Raw genomic sequence first — 21,067 nt, 5'->3', positions numbered from 1 at the left:
TGGCGTATTAGCTGCCGGAAGGCATGCTGCCTACCATCGTTTCCGGACGCACCCAGGTGTCAAACTGCTCCTCGGTCAGGTAGCCCAGCGCCAGCGCCGAGGCCTTCAGGGTCAGCCCCTCTTTATGCGCCTTCTTGGCGATTTCGGCGGCTTTGTCGTAGCCAATGTGCGTATTCAGGGCCGTCACCAGCATCAGCGATTCATTGAGGAGCTGGTCGATACGCGCCCGGTCCGGTGCGATGCCGATGGCGCAGTGCTCGTTAAAGCTCTCCATTCCGTCGGCCAGCAGCCGCACCGATTGCAGGAAGTTATGGATAATCATCGGGCGGAAAACGTTCAGCTCAAAGTTGCCCGACGCGCCACCCATATTGATTGCGACGTCGTTCCCCATCACCTGACAGCAGAGCATGGTCAGCGCCTCGCACTGGGTTGGGTTGACCTTGCCCGGCATGATGGAGCTTCCCGGCTCATTTTCCGGAATAGTGATTTCACCGATGCCGCAGCGTGGGCCAGAGGCCAGCCAGCGTACGTCGTTGGCGATCTTCATTAGCGATGCCGCCAGCCCTTTCAGCGCGCCGTGGGCATGTACCAGCGCATCGCAGGTTGCCAGCGCTTCGAACTTGTTCGGCGCGGTAATCAATCCCTGTCCAGTGATAGCGGCCAGTTCATCGGCTACGCGGTGGGCATATTCCGGATGGGTATTTAGCCCGGTCCCTACCGCCGTACCACCGAGAGCCAGCTCCGACAGGTGCGGCAGGCTATTTTCGATATGCTTCAGGTTATGCTCCAGCATCGCCACCCAGCCGGAGATCTCCTGACCCAGCGTCAGCGGCGTAGCATCCTGCAGATGGGTACGGCCAATTTTAACGATATCGGCATAGGTGCGGGATTTTTCCGCCAGTGTGCGGGTCAGCTCCAGCAAAGAGGGGATCAGATCCTCACGTACGGCGATAACCGACGCCACGTGCATGGCCGTAGGAAAGACGTCGTTTGAACTTTGGCTTTTGTTAACGTCGTCGTTGGGGTGCACCTTACGCGCCATCCCGCGTTCGCCGCCCAGCAGCTCGCTGGCCCGGTTCGCCAACACCTCGTTCATGTTCATGTTGCTTTGGGTGCCGGAGCCGGTCTGCCAGATCGCCAGCGGAAACTCATCCGGATGGTCGCCCTTCAGCACCTCATCCGCCGCGCTGATAATGGCCTGCGCTTTCTCAGCAGCCAGCAGGCCCAGATCCTGGTTTACCTTTGCCGCCGCCCGCTTGGTCAAGGCCAGCGCCCGAAGTAGCGAGACCGGCATTTTCTCAGTTGAAATACGAAAATGCTCAAGCGATCGCTGGGTTTGCGCGCCCCATAGCTTGTCTGCCGGGACGTCGATTGCGCCCATCGAATCTTTCTCACTGCGATGCGAAGTCATACACGCTCCTTGAATAGTTGTGATGTGGGTAACAACATGCTCACTTGCCCAAAGAGTTATTAGTATTGATGATTTTCAGCCGTCAGCAGCAAAAAAAAACCGCCCTTTCGGGCGGTCTTGTTTACTTCACGCAGCGGGCACAGGCCGAGGCGTGGATCTGCTGGAAGAAGTCGTTGCCCTTATCATCCACCAGGATGAACGCCGGGAAGTCGACCACCTCAATTTTCCAGATGGCTTCCATCCCCAGCTCCGGGTACTCGATGCACTCCAGGCTGCGGATACTGCCCTGGGCCAGTACTGCCGCCGGGCCGCCAATGCTGCCGAGATAGAAACCGCCGTGCTTATGGCAGGCGTCGGTCACCTGCTGGCTGCGGTTGCCCTTCGCCAGCATGATCATACTTCCGCCCTCGGCCTGGAGCTGATCGACGTAGGAGTCCATTCGCCCTGCCGTGGTCGGGCCGAGTGAGCCAGAGGCGTAACCTTCAGGCGTTTTCGCCGGTCCGGCGTAGTAGATCGGGTGATCTTTGACGTACTGCGGCAGGCCTTCGCCACGATCCATCCGCTCTTTCAGCTTGGCATGAGCGATGTCGCGGGCCACGATGATGGTGCCGCTGAGCGACAGGCGGGTCGACACTGGATACTGCGATAGCTGCTGCAGGATGTCACGCATCGGACGGTTGAGATCGACGCGAACCGCCTCCCCCTCGCCTGCCTGGCGCAGCGATTCAGGAATGTATTTCCCCGGATTCTGCTCCAGCTTCTCGATCCAGATCCCGTCGCGGTTGATTTTGGCTTTAATATTGCGGTCCGCCGAGCAGGAGACCCCCATGCCCACCGGACAGGATGCGCCGTGGCGCGGCAGGCGGATCACCCGCACGTCGTGGGCGAAGTATTTGCCGCCGAACTGCGCCCCGAGGCCGAGATCCTGCGCGGCACGCAGCAGCTCATTCTCCAGGGCCACATCGCGAAACGCCTGGCCGTGCTCGTTGCCTTCGGTAGGCAGGCCGTCGTAGTACTTGGTTGAGGCGAGCTTCACCGTCTTCAGGGTCGCCTCCGCCGAGGTGCCGCCAATCACAAAGGCAATATGGTAAGGCGGGCATGCCGCCGTCCCCAGGGTGCGCATCTTATCGACCAGGTAATCCTTTAGCTTGCCCGGCGTTAGCAGCGCCTTGGTCTCCTGGTAGAGATAGGTCTTATTGGCCGAGCCGCCGCCTTTGGCAATACAGAGAAACTTATATTCGTCGCCGTCAACGCTGTAGAGGTCAATCTGCGCCGGCAGGTTGGTGCCGGTGTTGACCTCGCGATACATATCCAGCGCCGCGTTCTGCGAGTAGCGAAGGTTATCTTCGATATAGGTGTTGTAGACCCCACGCGCGAGAGCGGCCTCATCGCCGCCGCCGGTCCAGACGCGCTGCCCTTTTTTACCGCTGATAATGGCCGTGCCGGTATCCTGGCAGGTCGGGAGGATCCCCTTTGCCGCGATGTCGGAGTTGCGTAAAAACTGCAGCGCCACGTAGCGATCGTTCTCGCTGGCCTCGGGGTCGGCGAGGATATCCGCCACCTGCTGCTGGTGCGCAGGACGCAGCATAAACGAGGCGTCGTGGAAGGCCTGCTGCGCCAGCAGCGTCAGCGCCTGAGGTTCAACCTTAAGGATTTCGTGGCCTTCAAACTCCGTTACGGAGACGTGATCTCGGGTAAGGAGATAGTATTCGGTATCATCCTTTTTGAGGGGAAAAGGATCCTGATAGTGAAAAGGTTTTGTCGACATTTTGCTCTCACTTACTGCGCGGTCTGGTTATGGTCTGGGCAAACGTTCCGTTGCCCTGCTTAAAAGCGAGTCTGCTTATCCTACACAATTTTTTAACAAAAACTGAGATAAGGACGACTTTTTAAGTTTAGTGATTACATACCATAGGTTTATTGGTTTAATACGCGTAGATTATTCAACACAGTGCAGGGCTTGATAATGCAAAAACTCATTAACTCAGTGCAGAACTATGCCTGGGGAAGTAAAAGTGCGTTAACGGAACTCTACGGGATCGCCAACCCTAACGGTCTGCCGATGGCAGAGCTGTGGATGGGCGCGCATCCGAAGAGCAGCTCAAAAATCGAGAACGCGTCTGGTCAGCCGCAGTCGCTGCGAGAGGTGATTGACCAGGATAAAACGGCGCTTTTAGGCCAGGCGGTCGCGGAGCGCTTTGGCGAGCTGCCGTTCCTGTTTAAGGTGCTGTGCGCCGACCAGCCACTCTCTATTCAGGTTCACCCAAATAAGCAGGCCTCGGAGATCGGCTTTGCCAAAGAGAACGCGGCGGGTATTCCGCTGGATGCAGCCGAGCGCAACTATAAAGATCCTAATCACAAACCCGAGCTGGTATTTGCCCTGACGCCGTTCCTGGCGATGAATGCCTTTCGCGAATTCAGCGATATCATCTCTCTGCTCCAGCCGGTGGCGGGCGCGCATTCGGCTATTGCTCACTTCCTGGCGCAGCCGGATGCCGACAGCTTAAGCCAGCTCTTCGCCAGCCTGCTTAATATGCAGGGCGAGGAGAAATCACACGCCCTTGCGGTGCTGAAGGCTACGCTGGCAAGCGCGCAGGGCGAGCCGTGGGAGACCATCCGCTTTATCTCTGAGTTCTACCCGGACGACAGCGGTCTCTTCTCCCCTCTGCTGCTTAATGTGGTCAAGCTCAACCCAGGCGAAGCGATGTTCCTGTTCGCTGAGACCCCGCACGCCTACCTGAAAGGCGTGGCGCTGGAGGTGATGGCTAACTCCGATAACGTCCTGCGCGCGGGCCTGACGCCAAAATACATCGATATCCCTGAGCTGGTGGCTAACGTGAAGTTTGTGCCGAAGCCAGCGGCCGAGTTGCTGACTGCGCCAGAACAGCGCGGTGCCGAGCTGGATTTCCCTATTCCGGTCGCCGACTTTGCTTTCTCCCTGCATGACCTCTCCTCAGATACATCAACGCTTGCGCAGTCGAGCGCGGCGATCCTCTTCTGCGTTGAGGGCGAGGCGGTGCTGAGCAAAGGCGAACAGCGGCTGGTGCTTAAGCCGGGCGAGTCAGCCTTTGTCAGCGCTGAGGGATCCCCTGTTGAGGCGAGCGGCATTGGCCGCCTGGCTCGCGTCTACAATAAAGTGAACTAAGTACTGACCTTTTTGCACCTTATTGCTAAGCTTAGCAAGACCTTACGACTCTCCAGGCGGCCTTTTCCGCCTGGTTTCATTTTTAGGGATAATCGCTATGAAGAAAACGCTTGTCGCTGCGGGCATTATTGTTGCACTGGGCGTCGTCTGGACGGGAACGGCCTGGTACACGGGTAAACAGCTGGAAAAACATCTTGCTGACATGGTTGGGCAAGCCAACGCCGAGCTTAAGCGCAGCGCGCCGGGCGCGGGCCTGGAAGTGGCCGCGCAGAACTACGAGCGTGGCATCTTCAAAAGCCATCTACAGCTGCTGGTCAAACCGGTTGAGGGTGAGCAGAACCCCTGGCTGAAACCCGGTCAGAGCGTGGTGCTGAACGAGACAGTCGATCATGGTCCGTTCCCGTTTGCCCAGCTTAAATCGTTTAATCTCATCCCGGCTATGGCGTCTGTGAAAACTACTCTGGTGAATAACGATGTCTCTAAGCCGCTGTTTGATATGGCGAAAGGCGAGTCACCGGTAGAGGTCAATACCCGCATCGGCTACGGTGGCGATACCGGCTCCCATATCCAGTTTAAGCCGTTAAGCTATGAGAACGAGGGTGAAAAAGTTGCCTTCAGCGGCGGCGATTTCCAGCTTGATGCCGATAAAGACGGCAACGCCATCTCCCTGAAGGGCGAGGCGCAGAGCGGCCTGGTCAATACCGTTAACGAGTATGGTCAGCATGTGCAGGTCACCTTCAACAATCTGAAAACCGACGGTGACAGCAAGCGTGCGCAGTTTGATGAGCATCTGGGGAACCAGAAGCTGAGCGTCGAGAAACTGGCCGTGGCGGTGGAAAACAAAGAGATCGCGGTGATGGAAGGGACCGATCTGACCATCAAAAACGATCTGGTCAACGACGGCAAAAACATCAACAGCCAGCTCGACTACACGGTCAATAGCCTGAAGATCCAGAGCCAGGATATGGGCAGCGGCAAGCTGACGATGAAAATTGGCCAGATTGACGGCCAGGCCTGGCACCAGTTCCGCCAGCAGTACAATGCCCAAAATCAGGCTCTGCTCTCTCAGCCTGAAGTGATGAAAGACCCGACGCTCTATCAGCAAAAATCTACCGAGGCGCTCTTTGGCGCCCTGCCGCTGCTGCTAAAAGGCGAGCCGGTGATCACCATCGCCCCGCTGAGCTGGAAAAACAGCAAAGGCGAGACGACGTTTAACCTGTCGCTGTTCATGAAGGATCCGGCCGCCACCCCTGCGGCACCTGCCCCGCAAACCCTGGCGCAGGAGGTCGATCGCAGCGTGAAGTCGCTGGAGAGCAAGCTGACTATTCCAATGGATATGGCGACAGAGTTTATGACTCAGGTGGCTAAGCTGCAGGGATACCAGCAGGCGGATGCCGAAAAACTGGCCAACCAGCAGGTAAAAGGTCTGGCGGCAATGGGCCAGATGTTCCGCATCACCACGGTAGCGGATAACGCGATTAGCACCAGCCTGCAGTACGCCAACGGCCAGGTCAATCTCAACGGGCAGAAGATGAGCCTCGACGAGTTTGTCGGCATGTTTGGTATGCCTGAGCTGGGCGTTCCGCAGGTTGAACCTGCTCCGGCACCAGCACCGGCTCCGGCGCCGCAGGCAGTACCAGAAGCCACCCCTGCCCCGGCACCGCAGGCGGCACCGGAAGCTAACCCTGTCCCAGCACCGCAGGCGGCACCGGAAGCCACGCCGCCAGCGGCAGTGCCTCAGCAGTAACCCCCATGCCCCTCTCTGGAGGGGCTATTTTTTGACGATGAGTCGCGCCTTGAGGGTCTGGCTGCGGGCGAGACTGTCCTCTTTCGCAATACGCTGCATGATCCGTTCCGCCAGGGTATAGCCCATCTCCCGAGCAGGCGTTGTCACCCATATAATCGGCAGCTCGTCCAGCGCGCTTTCGGGGACATCTGCAAAAGCGGCCAGGGTCACCTGCTGCTCAAAATAGCTATCCATCCCTGCCTCACCGCTCTGACGCCCCGCCCGCATTAAGCCAAACCAGGCACCCCGGGCAGTGATGTCGTTGTAACAGACCACGGCACTGATGGTGGGATTATGCCGTAGCAGTGCCGCGACCGCGTCTGCGCTCTGCTTCTGGCTGGTGTCGCACTCAACAACCCACTCGCTGTGAAAGGGTAAGCCATATTTCAGTAGAGTGGCGCAGTAGCCGCCTACTCTCTCTGCCCGCGTTAGCGAGGCGCTGTTGCCCCCCAGCCAGGCAATGCGCTGATGGCCACGTTGGATCAGATACTCAGTGAGCATCTGTGCCGCCTGCATGTTATCCGGCCTGACGCAGTCAGCGTCGTCGAGATAGCTGGCGCGCGAGGCAAACACAAGCGGAATGCCCTGCTCTGCGGCGCACGCCTGAAGCTCACCGCTCACCCCAGCCCCCCCGGCTATCACGACGCCGTCCACCCCCTGTGCCAGCAAGGTGTTAAAGCGCTGGAGAAGCTGCTCACCGCCGTCGCCGCCATGCAGGAGAAACACCATCCGCCCCTGGGCTTCAAGCGCCTCCGTAAGCCCTGCCGTGAGTTCGGCATAAAACGGTGAAGAGAGGTTACGTACAATCAGGCCAATCACGCCGCTCTGCCCGCCGCGTAGAGCGGAGGCCTGGCGATTGCGGACAAAGCCGAGTTTTTCGATAGCCTGGTTAACGCGCTCACCGGTGGCCGTAGAGATACGTCCTTTGCCGCTGAGCACCAGCGAAACGGTGCTGACAGAGACCCCTGCCGCGACGGCTACATCGTTAATGGTTATTTTTTTTGGCGTCATCATAAAAAAGCAAATCCCTGGTACTGGCTTAGATAAAACGATTTATCTATAGGACATATTTATACACTGAGTTATCGCTCAGCATTGTGATTTATAGCGCATAAAATTTAGGTAAAACGTTTTATCTTTCTCGCACAACAACCTCATCTGCATCTCTTTTCGACAAGGAGTCGTTTATGACGACGAAAACCGTACAGAAAATTACGCTGTGGGAATTTTTCCAGCAGTTGGGCAAAACCTTCATGCTGCCCGTCGCGCTCCTCTCCTTTTGCGGGATCATGTTAGGCATCGGCAGCTCGCTAAGCAGTCGTGACGTCATGACGCTGATCCCCGTACTGGGTAATCCGGTTCTGCAGGCTATTTTCATCTGGATGGGTAAGATCGGCTCCTTCGCCTTTAGTTTCCTGCCGGTGATGTTCTGCATCGCTATTCCACTGGGGCTAGCGCGTGAGAATAAAGGCATTGCGGCCTTTGCCGGCTTCGTTGGCTATGCGGTAATGAACCTGGCCGTGAACTTCTGGCTGACGGCAAAAGGTATCCTGCCCACCACCGATGCAGCACTGCTGAAGGCCTACAATATTCAAAATGTCCTCGGGATCCAGTCTATTGATACCGGGATCCTCGGCGCGGTGATCGCCGGGGTGATTGTCTGGCTGCTGCATGAACGTTTTCACACCATCAGGCTGCCCGACGCGCTCGCTTTTTTTGGCGGCACCCGCTTCGTTCCTATTGTGACCACCGTGGTGATGGGACTGGTCGGTCTGGTGATCCCGTTAATCTGGCCTGTGTTTGCAATGGGGATCCGCGGCCTGGGCCAGATCATTAACAGCGCAGGTGATTTTGGGCCGATGATCTTCGGCACCGGTGAACGCCTGCTCCTGCCGTTTGGCTTGCAGCATATTCTGGTCGCCCTGATCCGTTTCACCGACGCAGGCGGCACCCAGGAGGTATGCGGCCACACCGTCAGCGGCGCGCTGACCATATTCCAGGCCCAGCTGAGCTGCCCGACCACCCACGGGTTTTCAGAAAGCGCCACGCGTTTTCTTTCGCAGGGTAAAATGCCCGCATTCCTCGGCGGCCTGCCCGGCGCGGCGCTGGCGATGTACCACTGCGCCCGCCCGGAAAATCGTCATAAAATTAAGGGACTGCTGATTTCCGGCCTGATTGCCTGCGTTGTAGGCGGCACCACGGAGCCGTTAGAGTTCCTGTTCCTGTTCGTCGCCCCGGTGCTCTACCTTATTCATGCCCTGCTCACCGGTCTCGGCTTTACGGTGATGGCGGTGCTGGGCGTCACCATCGGCAACACCGACGGCAACGTCATTGATTTTGTCGTATTCGGCATCCTGCACGGTCTGGCGACCAAGTGGTATCTTGTGCCGGTGGTCGCCGCCGTCTGGTTCGCGGTGTACTACCTCATCTTCCGCTTCGCTATCCTGCATTTTAATTTGAAAACGCCGGGCCGGGATATCGAAACGGCCAGCACCGTCGAGAAGACGATGGCAGGCGCGCTGGGACGCTCGGGCTATAACGTTCCGGCCATCCTCGCCGCGCTGGGCGGAAGTGAAAATATCGTCAGCCTAGACAACTGTATTACCCGTTTACGCCTGTCGGTTAATGATATGTCGCGGGTGAACGTGCAGGCGCTGAAAGACAATCGCGCCATTGGCGTGGTACAGCTTAACCAACACAACTTACAAGTGGTGATTGGGCCGCAGGTCCAGTCGGTAAAAGATGAGATGGAAGCTCTGATGAACTCGGTGCAGGCGTAAAGGATAAGGCTATGTTTGACTTTTCGACAGTCATCGATCGGCATGGAACATGGTGTACGCAGTGGGACTACGTGGCCGATCGCTTTGGCGTGGCCGACCTGCTGCCCTTCACTATTTCGGATATGGATTTTGCGACCGCCCCCTGCATTATTGACGCCATCCAACAGCGGCTGGCGCACGGCGTGCTGGGCTACAGCCGCTGGAAGAGTGAGGATTTTCTTGGTGCGGTGTGCCACTGGTACCGAACCCGCTTTGCCACCGGGATCGATCCTGAAGCTATCGTCTACGGGCCATCGGTGATCTACATGGCCTCGGAGCTGATCCGCCAGTGGTCCGCGCCTGGAGACGCTGTCGCCATCCACACCCCGGCCTACGATGCATTTTATAAAGCCATTGAGGGAAACCAGCGTCACGTCCTGAGCGTGCCGCTGGAAAAAACCAATACCGGCTGGGTATGTGATTTCGCGACTCTGGAGGCCGTGCTCTCCCTGCCGGAGACTAAAATTCTGCTGCTGTGCAGCCCGCATAACCCGACCGGTAAAGTGTGGACGCATGACGAGTTGGAGGCGATGGCTATGCTCTGCGAACGTCATGGCGTCAAAGTGATTAGCGACGAGATCCATATGGATATGGTATGGGGCGAGGCCAGGCATATCCCCTGGTGTCAGGTAGGACGAGGCGAGTGGGCGCTGCTGACCTCCGGGTCGAAAAGCTTCAATATTCCGGCCCTGACCGGGGCGTATGGCATTATCAGCGACGCGCGACGCCGTGATGACTACCTCGCTGCGCTCAAGGGGCGGGACGGGCTCTCCTCCCCGGCGGTGCTTTCGCTCTGCGCGCATATCGCCGCCTACCGGGAGGGCGCCCCCTGGCTGGATGCGCTTCGCACCTACCTACAGGGTAATATGGCGATCATCGCCAGCCAGCTAAATCAGGCCTTTCCGCAACTTCACTGGCAGCCGCCCGAGGCAAGCTATCTGGCATGGATTGATCTGCGCCCGCTTAATCTGGACGACCGTGCGTTGCAGGATGTGCTCATTCACCAGCAGAAAGTGGCGATTATGCCTGGGTACACCTATGGTCCCGAAGGGAACGGGTTTGTAAGGCTGAATGCGGGCTGCCCAAGGGTGAAGCTGGATGAAGGGCTGAGTAGATTGATTGCAGGGATGAACACGTTGACACACTAAACCCTAAAATATCACGCTTGCTCTAGAGGCTTTGCCGCAAGCGACGCCTCCGGCGGCAGTACCTCAGCAGTAATTTTCCAGCCCCTCTTCTGAGGGGCTATTTATTTCACCTCTCAGTGCAACATTATGCAGTTATTTGCATATATCGACCTATGCCATTGATATAAAGAGTACCGACAATTTTGGTTGTTAATGAATCCATCACGTCAACAGGCGTTGGTTGAGGGCCATCTACTTCATATGCCATAGCGTATACGCTGGTATCGTCGGGACTCACGCCTACAGAGCTACAGGAAGAAGCGAGCTGTACCGAACTTATCACCTCCAGGCTGGCCAGATCAACTGTATAAACACCTGACGAAAGCGTTCCAACATATAAGTATGATTCACTTGCTGAAAGCGCTATAGCGCGTGGGCTATCATCCAGCATAATATAGACTATCTCTTTTGTTGCCGTATCAAGGGCCGCGATAGAGTTCCCATCTTGATTTGCGACGTAAAGGGTGGTGCCCTCTTTAGATATAATAATCTCCATTGGCAAACGGCCTACAAATACGGTATCTGTGACTGAAGAAGTTGCAATATCGATTAAGCCGATCTGATCTGTGCTATAGAGGGCAACATACACTGTTTTGCCATCAGGAGAAACAGTCACACCTCGAGCGTGGCCAGGAAGCTCAACTCCTTTCAGACGAATATTATTCAATGTATCAATAATTTCCAGGGTTTTAGTGGTATCGCCCGTAACATATAGCCTTGTTTCATCAGGACTCAACGCCATCTGAAAAGGCGTTATGGACGAACCACTTGGCTGCCGCGTGGTAATAGAACCCGTAACTGACTGTGATAATAAATCAACAATGATAATTTGATCGTTATAGCTATCAGCAATCCAGGCGATGGTATTGTTTTTGTTAACGGCAAACCCTTCGGGGGTTATCATCGACCCCAGGTTGATACTATAAACCTCCTCACCTGTTGATAAGTCTGTACCTGAAAAATAACCATCCCCGCCGGTCAAAGCGCAGGTGGCCCATAAAAAACCTGATGTAGATAGTATATTATGCATTTTTACTCCTATAATTAACTGAATAGATATATTAATGATTAATTTTGCGCGCCCAACCATTCTTATATATTTAACACGGATATATCTAATTTTTCTGAATGAGTTATGGGCAAAAAAAAGTCAACTCTTTAAGAATCATTACTATTTTGGGAACATTTGAGAAGTATTGTATAATCAGTTGCACTTCATCTAAAAAAGAGTGCGACCATGATTGACGCTAACCTCCCTTTAACCGACATTCACCGCCACCTTGACGGCAACATCCGGGCGCAAACCATCCTTGACCTTGGCCGTGAGTTTTCCCTCACCCTGCCCGCCGACTCACTTGAATCGCTGCGCCCGCACGTCCAGGTTACCGCTAACGAACCGGATCTGGTGAGCTTCCTGGCGAAGCTGGACTGGGGCGTCAAGGTGCTGGCCTCGCTGGACGCTTGCCGCCGCGTGGCATTTGAAAATATGGAAGATGCCGCACGCAACGGGCTGCACTATGTTGAGCTGCGCTTCTCCCCCCGCTATATGGCGATGACCCACGGCCTGCCGGTCGCGGGCGTGGTTGAAGCGGTGATCGAGGGCGTGCGTCAGGGCAGCCAGGCATTCAACGTTCAGGCGCGTCTGATCGGTATTCTTAGCCGCACCTTCGGCGAGGACGCCTGCGTCGAAGAGTTGGAGGCGCTGCTGGCCCATCGCGATGCCATCACCGGGCTAGACCTGGCGGGCGATGAGCTGGGCTTCCCCGGCAGCCTGTTCCTGTCCCACTTTAACCGTGGCCGCGACGCGGGCTGGCATATTACCGTTCATGCCGGTGAAGCCGCCGGACCGGAGAGCATCTGGCAGGCAATTCGCGAGCTGGGCGCGGAGCGTATCGGTCATGGCGTTAAAGCCATTGAGGATCGGGCTCTGATGGATTTCCTCGCCGAGCAGCGCATCGGCATTGAGTCCTGTCTGACCTCCAACATCCAGACCAGCACCGTGGCGTCGCTGGAGTCCCATCCGCTAAAAGCCTTCCTTGAGCACGGCATTCTGGCGACCATCAACACTGACGATCCGGCGGTACAGGGCGTAGATATCATTCATGAATACAGCGTGGCGGCCCCGCAGGCTGGCCTGAGCCAGGCGCAGATCCGCCAGGCACAAATTAACGGCCTCGAGGTTGCATTCCTCAGCGCGGCAGAGAAACAGGCGTTAAGAGATAGCCTGCGCACCGCGTAAAAAAATGCCGCCCGGGCGGGCGGCATTATGTTTGCTTTAGAGAGCGTTATGCCAGGCAGAGCGTCGACCGATGTTTGGCCGACTCGATGCCTAACTCAATCAGCTCCATGATCTGAATCGCCTGGCTGGCGGGAACCGGGTTTTCGCCCACGCCGTTAAGCGCATCGCGAATGCCGGCATAGTAGGCAGGATAGTTCCCCGGTACGGTGAGCCAGCTCTCCTCTACTACCTCTTCACCGTGCACGCGTGTCAACACGCCGTCGCGCATATCATAGCCCCAGTCCTCCTGCGGCAGACGCTCGCCGTTTTTCAACCGCTCCTCCTGAGGGTCGAGGCCATACTTGACGTAGCTCCCGCGAGTACCGTGGACGATATAGCGCGCCGACTCGGCCGCTGCCAGCAGCGTACCGTGCAGCACCACACGGCGCTGGGGATAGCTCAGCACCGCATGGAAGTAGTCCGTGGCCTGCGCCCCTGGACGCAGCTGGGCCAGATCGACGGTCAAGCTCACCGGCAGGCCAAACAGATTAACCGCCTGGTCGAGCAGATGCGGACCCAGATCGTACCAGATGCCGCTGCCCGGCCCGGCCAGCTCGCGCCAGCGATTACGCACCTGCGGGCGGAAGCGATCGAAATGCGACTCAAAATAGGTCACCTCGCCCAGCGCACCATCGGCCAGCAGCGCCTTCACCGTCAGGAAATCACTGTCCCAGCGGCGGTTATGGAACACCGAGAGCACGCGGCCCAGGCTTTTTGCCAGCGCATCAAGCTCACGTGCCTGTGACAGTGTCACGGTAAAGGGCTTATCCACGACCACATGCTTGCCCGCTTCCAGCGCTGCTTTCGCCAGTGGGAAATGAGTATCGTTGGGCGTCGGGATGACAATGAGATCGAGGGTAGGATCGTTGAAAAGATGCTTAGGTTCAGAGACGACCGGCACCGTAGGCCAGTCCGCCTTTACTTTCGCCTCATCACTGCTGGAGATCGCGGCCAGCTCCATACCCGACGTGCCATCAATCAGCGGGGCGTGGAATGTCTTACTGGCGTAGCCGTAGCCAATTAATCCGACCCGAATTTTATCATTCATTGTGCTGCCTCTCATCAGTGCGTGGGGATATTTCAATCCTCAACATAGTTGTCACAATAATATGCATTTTATAACTTATCTAAAACATCCTGTAGCACACTTTAACGTTCCAATTGCGAATAGGCTGAAAATATGGTTTGTTACTTGCTGAGGCTTTTTGGCACCGATACTATGCCATTTCTATATACAGGGAGAAATAGAAAAGTATGTCCGGAATAATGAATCGAATCATTGAATTAGCTGGGTGGATTGTGCTGGGCGTGAGCGCCATACTGCTGGGCTTTGCCAGCCACATAGATAACTACCAGCCGCCGGAACCTGCTGCTACCGTTCAGGCTAAATAGCGCCCACCCGCGTTATTTTTATACGCTTACCGCTACGGTCATTTGTCGCCGAGTGCGGTAGGAAATAGCGCGGGTAGCATTCGCTGTATAATGCTTTATACTCTCGCCCTGCAAAAGAGAATGAGCCACGCCAGGGGAGAGAATGATATGACCGCAACGCCTGCTGAACGCCCCGCTGAACGGATTGGAGGATGGTTGCTCGCCCCGCTCGCGTGGCTGCTGGTCTCCTTACTGGGTACGCTGCTTGTGGTGGCGCGTTTTATCGCTGTGCTGCTGACGCCTGACATGGTCGCCGTGCTGAATGCCCAAAGCGCCGGAGATAAAGCGCTGTGGTACACCTCGTTTATCTTTGCTGTTGCTATGGGCGGTTACACCCTGTGGCTAACCATCGCCTTCTTTAAGCGTCGTCGGGTGGTGTCGAAACACTATATCATCTGGCTGCTTATCACCATTCTGCTGGCGCTGAAGGCTTTTGCGTTTTCACCGGTTTCGGACACCCTGGCGCTGCGCCAGCTGCTGTTCCCGTTACTGGCTGCCGCCCTGATCGTGCCCTATTTCAAGCGATCGCAGCGGGTCAAGAAGACCTTCGTAAACCCGTAATTAACCCTATTCGTTGTACTGTTGTCGCCCGGATCGATTTATCCGATAATAGGCGGCTACTCTTTTTCAGGCTGAATAATGACTGATTACTTGCTGCTGTTTGTCGGAACCGTACTGGTTAATAACTTCGTGCTGGTTAAGTTCCTCGGTCTCTGCCCGTTTATGGGGGTGTCCAAAAAGCTGGAGACCGCGATGGGGATGGGACTGGCGACCACCTTTGTCATGACGTTGGCCTCTATTTGCGCATGGCTGATTGATACCTGGATTTTAATTCCACTGGATCTCATCTATCTGCGTACGCTGGCCTTTATTCTGGTTATCGCGGTGGTGGTGCAGTTCACCGAGATGGTCGTGCGTAAAACCAGCCCGGCGCTCTACCGCCTGCTGGGGATCTTCCTGCCGCTGATCACCACAAACTGTGCGGTGCTGGGCGTGGCGCTGCTGAATATCAACCTCGGGCATAACTTTTTACAGTCGGCGCTCTACGGTTTTTCCGCTGCCGTCGGCTTCTCGCTGGTAATGGTCCTGTTTGCCGCTATTCGCGAACGTTTGGCGGTGGCGGACGTACCGGCACCGTTTCGCGGTAATGCCATTGCACTGATTACCGCGGGTTTAATGTCTCTGGCCTTTATGGGCTTTAGTGGTCTGGTGAAGCTGTAATGTCTGCTATCTGGATAGCCATTGCGGCCCTGAGCGTGCTCGGGCTGATCTTTGGTCTGATTCTCGGCTACGCCTCGCGCCGTTTTGCGGTAGAGGACGATCCGGTCGTCGAAAAAATTGATAATCTGCTGCCGCAAAGCCAGTGTGGCCAGTGCGGTTACCCGGGCTGTCGCCCCTATGCCGAGGCCGTAGGGAGCCAGGGCGAGAAGATCAACCGCTGCGCGCCCGGTGGCGAAGCGGTAATGCTTAAAATCGCCACGCTGTTGAACGTCGACCCGCAGCCAATTGGTGACGATGCCGAGGCCGCCGAGCCGGTACGTATGCTGGCGGTCATTGATGAACCGAACTGCATTGGCTGCACCAAGTGCATCCAGGCCTGCCCGGTTGACGCCATCGTCGGCGCAACCCGCGCCATGCACACGGTCATCAGCGATCTCTGCACCGGCTGTAATCTCTGTGTTGCCCCGTGCCCGACGCAGTGTATCGACCTGCGTCCCGTCGCGACAACAACCGAAAGCTGGAAATGGGATCTGCAAACCATTCCGGTACGCATTATTCCTGTGGAACAACATGCTTAAGCTATTCTCCGCGTTTAAAAAAGATAAGCTCTGGGACTTCAACGGCGGCATCCATCCGCCAGAGATGAAAACTCAGTCAAACGGTACGCCGCTGCGCCAGATCCCGCTGGCGGGGCGTTTCGTCATTCCTTTGAAACAGCACATCGGCGCTGAGGGCGAGCTGTGCGTGGCCGTCGGCGATCGCGTCCTGCGCGGCCAGCCGCTGACTCGTGGGCGCGGACGTATGCTGCCCGTTCACGCTCCTACATCCGGTACGGTGGTGGCGATTGCCCCCCACTCTACCGCGCATCCCTCGGCGCTGGCCGAGCTGAGCGTGATTATCGATGCCGACGGTGAAGACCGCTGGATTGAGCGCGACGGCTGGAGCGACTATCGCTCCCGCTCCCGCGCCGAGCTGATTGAGCGCATCCATCAGTTTGGCGTGGCAGGCCTCGGCGGCGCGGGCTTCCCAACCGGTAATAAACTGCAGGGCGGCGGCGATAAAATCGAAACGCTGATTATTAATGCCGCCGAATGCGAGCCTTACATTACCGCTGACGATCGGCTGATGCAGGACTGTGCCGCGCAGGTCGTCGAGGGTATTCGTATCCTCGCGCAGATTCTCCAGCCGCGTCAGGTGCTGATCGGCATCGAAGATAACAAGCCGCAGGCCATTTCGATGCTGCGGGCGGTGCTGGCTAACGCGCACGATATCGTGCTGCGGGTCATCCCCACCAAATACCCCTCCGGCGGTGCGAAACAGCTGACGCAGATCCTCACCGGCAAGCAGGTGCCGCACGGCGGTCGTTCATCTGACATCGGCGTGCTGATGCAAAACGTCGGCACCGCCTTCGCCGTTAAGCGTGCGGTGGTTGATGGCGAACCGCTGACCGAGCGCGTAGTGACCCTGACCGGCGAGGCCGTTGCGCAGCCGGGCAACGTCTGGGCGCGCCTGGGTACGCCTGTACGCCACCTGTTAGACACAGCGGGTTTTTGCCCCTCCGGCGAGCAGCTGGTGATCATGGGCGGGCCGCTGATGGGCTTTACCCTGCCGTGGCTGGACGTGCCGGTGGTGAAAATTACTAACTGCCTGCTGGCACCTTCGGCAAGTGAAATGGGTGAGACGCAGGAAGAGAAAGGCTGTATTCGCTGCAGCGCCTGCGCCGATGCCTGCCCGGCAGATCTGCTCCCGCAGCAGCTCTACTGGTTCAGCAAAGGCCAGCAGCACGATAAAGCCACTGCCCATAACCTCGCGGACTGTATCGAGTGCGGAGCCTGCGCCTGGGTCTGCCCCAGCAATATTCCGCTGGTACAGTACTTCCGCCAGGAGAAGGCTGAGATCTACGCTATTGCCCAGGAGGAGAAGCGCGCAGCCGAGGCGAAAATCCGCTTTGAAGCGCGTCAGGCCCGCCTGGAGCGTGAGAAAGCGGCGCGTCTTGAGCGTCACAAGCAGTCTGCTGCCCAGCCAGCCGCCAAAGACAAGGATGCGGTGAACGCAGCCCTGGCCCGCGTGCGTGAGAAACAGCAGCGCGCCACCCAGCCGGTGGTGATCCAGGCCGGTACCGAGCCAGATAACAGCGCAGTGATTGCCGCTCGCGAAGCCCGTAAGGCCGAAGCCCGCGTGCGTCAGGCCGAAAAAGCCCAGCAGCCTGCTGCAGCTAGCGCGGCTGAGCCTGTGGATCCGCGCAAAGCCGCCGTCGAGGCCGCCATCGCCCGTGCGAAAGCACGTAAAGCGGCACAGACGGTTGCGCCTGAAGCGGCACCTGAACCGGCCGTCGAGGAGGCATCCGCAGCAGTCGACCCACGTAAAGCCGCCGTCGAGGCCGCCATCGCCCGTGCGAAAGCGCGTAAAGCGGCACAGACGGCTGCGCCTGAAGCGGCACCTGAACCGGTCGTCGAGGAGGCACCCGCAGCGGTCGACCCGCGCAAAGCCGCCGTCGAGGCTGCCATCGCCCGCGCGAAAGCACGTAAAGCGCAGCAACAGGTCGTTGATAAGATAGTTGATACCCCTGCGGCCAATGACGATCCGCGTAAAGCGGCCGTCGCCGCAGCCATCGCCAGAGCCCAAGCCAAAAAAGCCGCAAAACAGGCAGTTAACGAGGAATAGATGGTCTTTCGAATCGCAAGCTCCCCCTATACGCACAATCAGCGCCAGACATCACGGATTATGATGCTGGTCCTGCTCGCGGCCCTACCCGGTATCGCGGTGCAGACGTGGTTCTTTGGCTGGGGCACGCTGATGCAGATCCTGCTGGCAGGCGCTAGTGCCTTTGTTGCTGAAGGCGTGGTGCTTAAGCTGCGTAAGCAGAATGCAGGGGCAACCCTCAAGGATAACTCTGCCCTGCTCACCGGCCTGCTGCTGGCGATCAGTATTCCGCCGTTCTCCCCCTGGTGGATGGTGGTGCTGGGTACCGTTTTTGCGGTAATTATTGCCAAGCAGCTGTACGGTGGCCTTGGACATAACCCCTTCAACCCGGCGATGATCGGCTATGTGGTGCTGCTGATCTCTTTCCCGGTGCAGATGACCAGCTGGCTGCCGCCTCATGAGATTGCTGCCAACGTGCCCGGCTTTATGGATGCGCTTCAGGTTATTTTCACCGGCCACAGCGCTGGCGGGGCTAATATGGATACCCTGCGGATGGGCATTGACGGCGTTAGCCAGGCCACCCCGCTTGATACCTTTAAAACCTCGCTGCACGCCGGACACCCTGTCGAGCAGATTATGCAGTACCCCATCTACAGCGGCGTCCTGGCGGGTGCGGGCTGGCAGTGGGTCAACGTTGCCTATCTGCTTGGCGGGCTGTTCCTGCTGGGCAAAGGCGCTATCCGCTGGCATATTCCGGTCAGCTTCCTGGTGACGCTTACCTTCTGCGCCACGCTGGGCTGGATCTTTTCGCCGGAGAGCCTCGCCTCGCCGATGCTGCATATTTTCTCCGGGGCAACGATGCTTGGGGCGTTCTTTATCCTGACCGATCCGGTCACCGCCTCGACAACCAATAAAGGGCGCCTGATCTTCGGCGCGCTGACCGGGGTGCTGGTCTGGCTGATCCGCAGCTTTGGCGGCTACCCGGACGGCGTCGCCTTCGCGGTGCTGCTGGCGAATATTACCGTGCCGTTAATTGACTACTATACGCGTCCGCGCGTCTACGGCCATCGCTGAGGAGACCGCCATGTTAAAGACGATGCAGAAACACGGCGTAACGCTGGCCCTCTTCGCCGCCTGCTCTACCGGCCTGACGGCGGCTATCGCCCAGCTGACCAAATCCACCATTGCCGAGCAGGCCGCTATACAGCAGAAGGCGCTGTTTGACCAGGTGGTGCCCGCCAATCTCTATAATAACGATCTCAGCCAGAGCTGCTTTCTGGTTAACGCCCCGGAGCTGGGCAAGGGCGAGCGGCGGATCTATATTGCCCGCCAGAACGACAAGCCCGTGGCGGCGGTGCTGGAAGCGACCGCTCCGGATGGCTACTCTGGTGCTATTCAGCTGCTGGTTGGCGCAGATTTTAACGGTACGGTGCTGGGTGCGCGGGTAACCGAACACCATGAGACGCCAGGCCTTGGCGATAAGATCGAGCTACGCCTCTCAAACTGGATCACCTCCTTCAGCGGCAAAACGATTGCAGGCGCGTCTGACAGCCACTGGGCAGTGAAGAAGGACGGCGGCGATTTTGACCAGTTTACCGGCGCGACCATCACCCCACGCGCGGTAGTCAATGCCGTCAAACGTGCCGGACTGTATGCGCAGACCCTGCCCGCCCAGCTTAATTCCTTACCGTCTTGCGGAGAGTAAACCATGAGCGAAATTAAAGAGGTTATCGTCCAGGGACTCTGGAAGAACAACTCAGCGCTGGTGCAGCTGCTGGGCATGTGTCCGCTGCTGGCCGTAACCTCTACGGCCACTAACGCCCTGGGCCTCGGCCTGGCGACGACGCTGGTGCTAACCCTGACCAACCTGACTATCTCTGCCCTCCGCCGCTGGACGCCCTCTGAGATCCGCATCCCGATCTACGTCATGATTATCGCCTCGGTGGTAAGCGCGGTGCAGATGCTGATCAACGCCTATGCCTTTGGTCTCTATCAGTCGCTGGGGATCTTTATCCCGCTGATCGTGACCAACTGCATTGTGGTCGGCCGTGCAGAGGCCTTTGCGGCGAAAAAAGGTCCGGCGCTCTCGGCGCTGGACGGTTTTTCTATCGGCATGGGGGCCACCTGCGCCATGTTTGTGCTCGGCTCCCTGCGTGAAGTATTGGGCAACGGCACGCTGTTTGACGGCGCAGACGGTCTGCTGGGCAGCTGGGCCAAGGTGTTGCGCATTGAGGTATTCCATACCGATTCGCCTTTCCTGCTGGCGATGCTGCCTCCAGGCGCGTTTATTGGCCTGGGCATGATGCTGGCGGTGAAATACCTGATCGATGAACGAACCAAAAAACGCCGGGCGGCGGCGGCTGCTTCCGCGCCTGCAGTAGAAACCCCTGTCGCGCCCGGGAAGGCTTGATGAATAAAGTAAAACGGCTCGAGATATTATCCCGACTTCGGGAGAACAATCCGCACCCTACCACCGAGCTAAATTTTAACTCGCCGTTTGAGCTGTTGATTGCGGTGCTACTTTCGGCGCAGGCTACGGACGTCAGCGTCAACAAGGCGACGGCGAAGCTCTATCCCGTCGCTAATACCCCCGAGACGATGCTGGCCCTCGGCGTCGAGGGGGTGAAGTCTTATATCAAAACCATCGGCCTGTTTAACAGCAAGGCAGAGAACGTCATCAAGACCTGCCGTATCCTGCTGGAGCAGCACGGCGGCGAGGTGCCGGAGGATCGTGCCGCGCTGGAGGCGCTGCCCGGCGTCGGACGTAAAACGGCTAACGTCGTACTGAATACGGCCTTCGGCTGGCCTACCATTGCCGTTGATACGCATATTTTCCGCGTCTGCAACCGGACCATGTTTGCCCCGGGTAAGAACGTAGAACAGGTCGAGGAGAAGTTGCTGAAGGTCGTGCCGGCAGAGTTCAAGGTCGACTGCCACCACTGGCTGATCCTGCATGGCCGCTACACCTGTATTGCGCGTAAACCCCGCTGTGGCTCCTGCATTATTGAAGATCTCTGCGAGTACCGGGAGAAGGTGTACGAGTAATCTCTCCCCCCGCTCCTTTTTCTTTTTATAACGCCAGCTTATGTTTTCATGCCCACTCAGGGCGTGATAAAACTCGGCTGGTTATTACTTTTTAAGGTTAA

The 21,067-nt window shown here is 57.5% G+C and carries 19 protein-coding genes; 14 read left to right on the top strand and 5 right to left on the bottom strand.

The features are described from left to right. Positions 1-7: 7 nt before the first annotated feature. Together fumC and fumA are read right to left on the bottom strand one after the other, a co-directional pair. Complete coding sequence (fumC, locus tag RTX96_RS02845) at positions 8-1,411, bottom strand: class II fumarate hydratase (protein WP_312670066.1); 1,404 nt, start codon at positions 1,409-1,411, stop codon at positions 8-10. 121 nt (positions 1,412-1,532) lie between these two features. Then, positions 1,533-3,179 (bottom strand): class I fumarate hydratase FumA, encoded by a 1,647-nt coding sequence (gene fumA, locus RTX96_RS02840; RefSeq protein WP_103820927.1) that lies wholly within the window; start codon positions 3,177-3,179, stop codon positions 1,533-1,535. Between the two features lie 198 nt (positions 3,180-3,377). On the opposite strand from fumA, the gene manA reads away from it, so the two are divergent. Both manA and RTX96_RS02830 read left to right on the top strand, forming a co-directional pair. Further along, a complete protein-coding gene (manA, locus tag RTX96_RS02835) occupies positions 3,378-4,556 on the top strand; it encodes a mannose-6-phosphate isomerase (RefSeq protein ID WP_312670063.1) in 1,179 nt (392 codons plus the stop codon). Between the two features lie 97 nt (positions 4,557-4,653). Further along, entirely contained in the window at positions 4,654-6,303 is a 1,650-nt protein-coding gene (locus RTX96_RS02830) for a YdgA family protein (RefSeq protein WP_312670061.1), read from the top strand. Positions 6,304-6,327: 24 nt separating this feature from the next. Here the strand turns inward: RTX96_RS02830 and RTX96_RS02825 are convergent, their stop codons facing one another. Next, on the bottom strand, positions 6,328-7,356 hold the full coding sequence (locus tag RTX96_RS02825; protein WP_312235452.1) for a Mal regulon transcriptional regulator MalI: 1,029 nt from the start codon (positions 7,354-7,356) through the stop codon (positions 6,328-6,330). A gap of 173 nt (positions 7,357-7,529) precedes the next feature. Between RTX96_RS02825 and malX the strand changes: the two genes are divergently transcribed. Beyond that, complete coding sequence (gene malX, locus RTX96_RS02820; RefSeq protein ID WP_312670059.1) at positions 7,530-9,122, top strand: maltose/glucose-specific PTS transporter subunit IIBC; 1,593 nt, start codon at positions 7,530-7,532, stop codon at positions 9,120-9,122. A gap of 11 nt (positions 9,123-9,133) precedes the next feature. Next, a complete protein-coding gene (locus RTX96_RS02815) occupies positions 9,134-10,309 on the top strand; it encodes a MalY/PatB family protein (RefSeq protein WP_312670057.1) in 1,176 nt (391 codons plus the stop codon). Positions 10,310-10,433: 124 nt separating this feature from the next. Here the strand turns inward: RTX96_RS02815 and RTX96_RS02810 are convergent, their stop codons facing one another. After that, entirely contained in the window at positions 10,434-11,378 is a 945-nt protein-coding gene (locus RTX96_RS02810) for a YncE family protein (RefSeq protein WP_312670055.1), read from the bottom strand. 207 nt (positions 11,379-11,585) lie between these two features. Here RTX96_RS02810 and add point away from each other — a divergent pair, with 207 nt between their 5' ends. Further along, entirely contained in the window at positions 11,586-12,587 is a 1,002-nt protein-coding gene (gene add, locus RTX96_RS02805) for an adenosine deaminase (RefSeq protein ID WP_103820919.1), read from the top strand. Positions 12,588-12,633: 46 nt separating this feature from the next. On the opposite strand, the gene RTX96_RS02800 is transcribed toward add, so the two are convergent. Then, entirely contained in the window at positions 12,634-13,674 is a 1,041-nt protein-coding gene (locus RTX96_RS02800) for an oxidoreductase (protein WP_312267977.1), read from the bottom strand. A gap of 218 nt (positions 13,675-13,892) precedes the next feature. On the opposite strand from RTX96_RS02800, the gene blr reads away from it, so the two are divergent. The 9 genes from blr (at position 13,893) to nth (ending at position 20,966) form a co-directional block, all read left to right on the top strand. Further along, positions 13,893-14,018 (top strand): division septum protein Blr, encoded by a 126-nt coding sequence (gene blr / locus RTX96_RS02795; protein WP_181016642.1) that lies wholly within the window; start codon positions 13,893-13,895, stop codon positions 14,016-14,018. Positions 14,019-14,165: 147 nt separating this feature from the next. Beyond that, positions 14,166-14,618, top strand: a complete 453-nt coding sequence (locus tag RTX96_RS02790) for a DUF2569 domain-containing protein (protein ID WP_103820916.1) — start codon at positions 14,166-14,168, stop codon at positions 14,616-14,618. A 78-nt stretch (positions 14,619-14,696) separates the two neighbouring features. After that, positions 14,697-15,278 (top strand): electron transport complex subunit RsxA, encoded by a 582-nt coding sequence (rsxA, locus tag RTX96_RS02785; RefSeq protein WP_005121199.1) that lies wholly within the window; start codon positions 14,697-14,699, stop codon positions 15,276-15,278. Continuing rightward, the gene (gene rsxB / locus RTX96_RS02780; RefSeq protein WP_042393745.1) at positions 15,278-15,856 is read left to right on the top strand and encodes an electron transport complex subunit RsxB; all 579 of its coding nucleotides are present in this window, start codon (positions 15,278-15,280) and stop codon (positions 15,854-15,856) included. Before rsxA ends, rsxB begins: the two co-directional genes overlap by 1 nt. Further along, positions 15,849-17,942 (top strand): electron transport complex subunit RsxC, encoded by a 2,094-nt coding sequence (rsxC, locus tag RTX96_RS02775; protein ID WP_312670052.1) that lies wholly within the window; start codon positions 15,849-15,851, stop codon positions 17,940-17,942. Before rsxB ends, rsxC begins: the two co-directional genes overlap by 8 nt. Next, entirely contained in the window at positions 17,943-18,995 is a 1,053-nt protein-coding gene (gene rsxD, locus RTX96_RS02770; protein WP_312670051.1) for an electron transport complex subunit RsxD, read from the top strand. It begins immediately after the preceding gene. 10 nt (positions 18,996-19,005) lie between these two features. Further along, a complete protein-coding gene (gene rsxG, locus RTX96_RS02765; protein WP_103820913.1) occupies positions 19,006-19,626 on the top strand; it encodes an electron transport complex subunit RsxG in 621 nt (206 codons plus the stop codon). 3 nt (positions 19,627-19,629) lie between these two features. Then, on the top strand, positions 19,630-20,331 hold the full coding sequence (locus tag RTX96_RS02760) for an electron transport complex subunit E (RefSeq protein WP_103820912.1): 702 nt from the start codon (positions 19,630-19,632) through the stop codon (positions 20,329-20,331). Beyond that, entirely contained in the window at positions 20,331-20,966 is a 636-nt protein-coding gene (nth, locus tag RTX96_RS02755) for an endonuclease III (RefSeq protein WP_312670050.1), read from the top strand. Before RTX96_RS02760 ends, nth begins: the two co-directional genes overlap by 1 nt. Positions 20,967-21,067 lie beyond the last annotated feature (101 nt).

Origin of the sequence: Pseudescherichia sp., assembly GCF_032052675.1 — a bacterium.
Classification (GTDB): Bacteria; Pseudomonadota; Gammaproteobacteria; order Enterobacterales; family Enterobacteriaceae; genus Pseudescherichia.
This window is presented reverse-complemented; position numbering and strand designations above follow the sequence as displayed.

Bases quoted from the DNA above. Each gene is read 5' to 3' on its own strand.
- fumC (WP_312670066.1), bottom strand. From the start codon at position 1,411: ATGACTTCGCATCGCAGTGAGAAAGATTCGATGGGCGCAATCGACGTC.
- fumA (WP_103820927.1), bottom strand. From the start codon at position 3,179: ATGTCGACAAAACCTTTTCACTATCAGGATCCTTTTCCCCTCAAAAAG.
- manA (WP_312670063.1), top strand. From the start codon at position 3,378: ATGCAAAAACTCATTAACTCAGTGCAGAACTATGCCTGGGGAAGTAAA.
- RTX96_RS02830 (WP_312670061.1), top strand. From the start codon at position 4,654: ATGAAGAAAACGCTTGTCGCTGCGGGCATTATTGTTGCACTGGGCGTC.
- RTX96_RS02825 (WP_312235452.1), bottom strand. From the start codon at position 7,356: ATGATGACGCCAAAAAAAATAACCATTAACGATGTAGCCGTCGCGGCA.
- malX (WP_312670059.1), top strand. From the start codon at position 7,530: ATGACGACGAAAACCGTACAGAAAATTACGCTGTGGGAATTTTTCCAG.
- RTX96_RS02815 (WP_312670057.1), top strand. From the start codon at position 9,134: ATGTTTGACTTTTCGACAGTCATCGATCGGCATGGAACATGGTGTACG.
- RTX96_RS02810 (WP_312670055.1), bottom strand. From the start codon at position 11,378: ATGCATAATATACTATCTACATCAGGTTTTTTATGGGCCACCTGCGCT.
- add (WP_103820919.1), top strand. From the start codon at position 11,586: ATGATTGACGCTAACCTCCCTTTAACCGACATTCACCGCCACCTTGAC.
- RTX96_RS02800 (WP_312267977.1), bottom strand. From the start codon at position 13,674: ATGAATGATAAAATTCGGGTCGGATTAATTGGCTACGGCTACGCCAGT.
- blr (WP_181016642.1), top strand. From the start codon at position 13,893: ATGAATCGAATCATTGAATTAGCTGGGTGGATTGTGCTGGGCGTGAGC.
- RTX96_RS02790 (WP_103820916.1), top strand. From the start codon at position 14,166: ATGACCGCAACGCCTGCTGAACGCCCCGCTGAACGGATTGGAGGATGG.
- rsxA (WP_005121199.1), top strand. From the start codon at position 14,697: ATGACTGATTACTTGCTGCTGTTTGTCGGAACCGTACTGGTTAATAAC.
- rsxB (WP_042393745.1), top strand. From the start codon at position 15,278: ATGTCTGCTATCTGGATAGCCATTGCGGCCCTGAGCGTGCTCGGGCTG.
- rsxC (WP_312670052.1), top strand. From the start codon at position 15,849: ATGCTTAAGCTATTCTCCGCGTTTAAAAAAGATAAGCTCTGGGACTTC.
- rsxD (WP_312670051.1), top strand. From the start codon at position 17,943: ATGGTCTTTCGAATCGCAAGCTCCCCCTATACGCACAATCAGCGCCAG.
- rsxG (WP_103820913.1), top strand. From the start codon at position 19,006: ATGTTAAAGACGATGCAGAAACACGGCGTAACGCTGGCCCTCTTCGCC.
- RTX96_RS02760 (WP_103820912.1), top strand. From the start codon at position 19,630: ATGAGCGAAATTAAAGAGGTTATCGTCCAGGGACTCTGGAAGAACAAC.
- nth (WP_312670050.1), top strand. From the start codon at position 20,331: ATGAATAAAGTAAAACGGCTCGAGATATTATCCCGACTTCGGGAGAAC.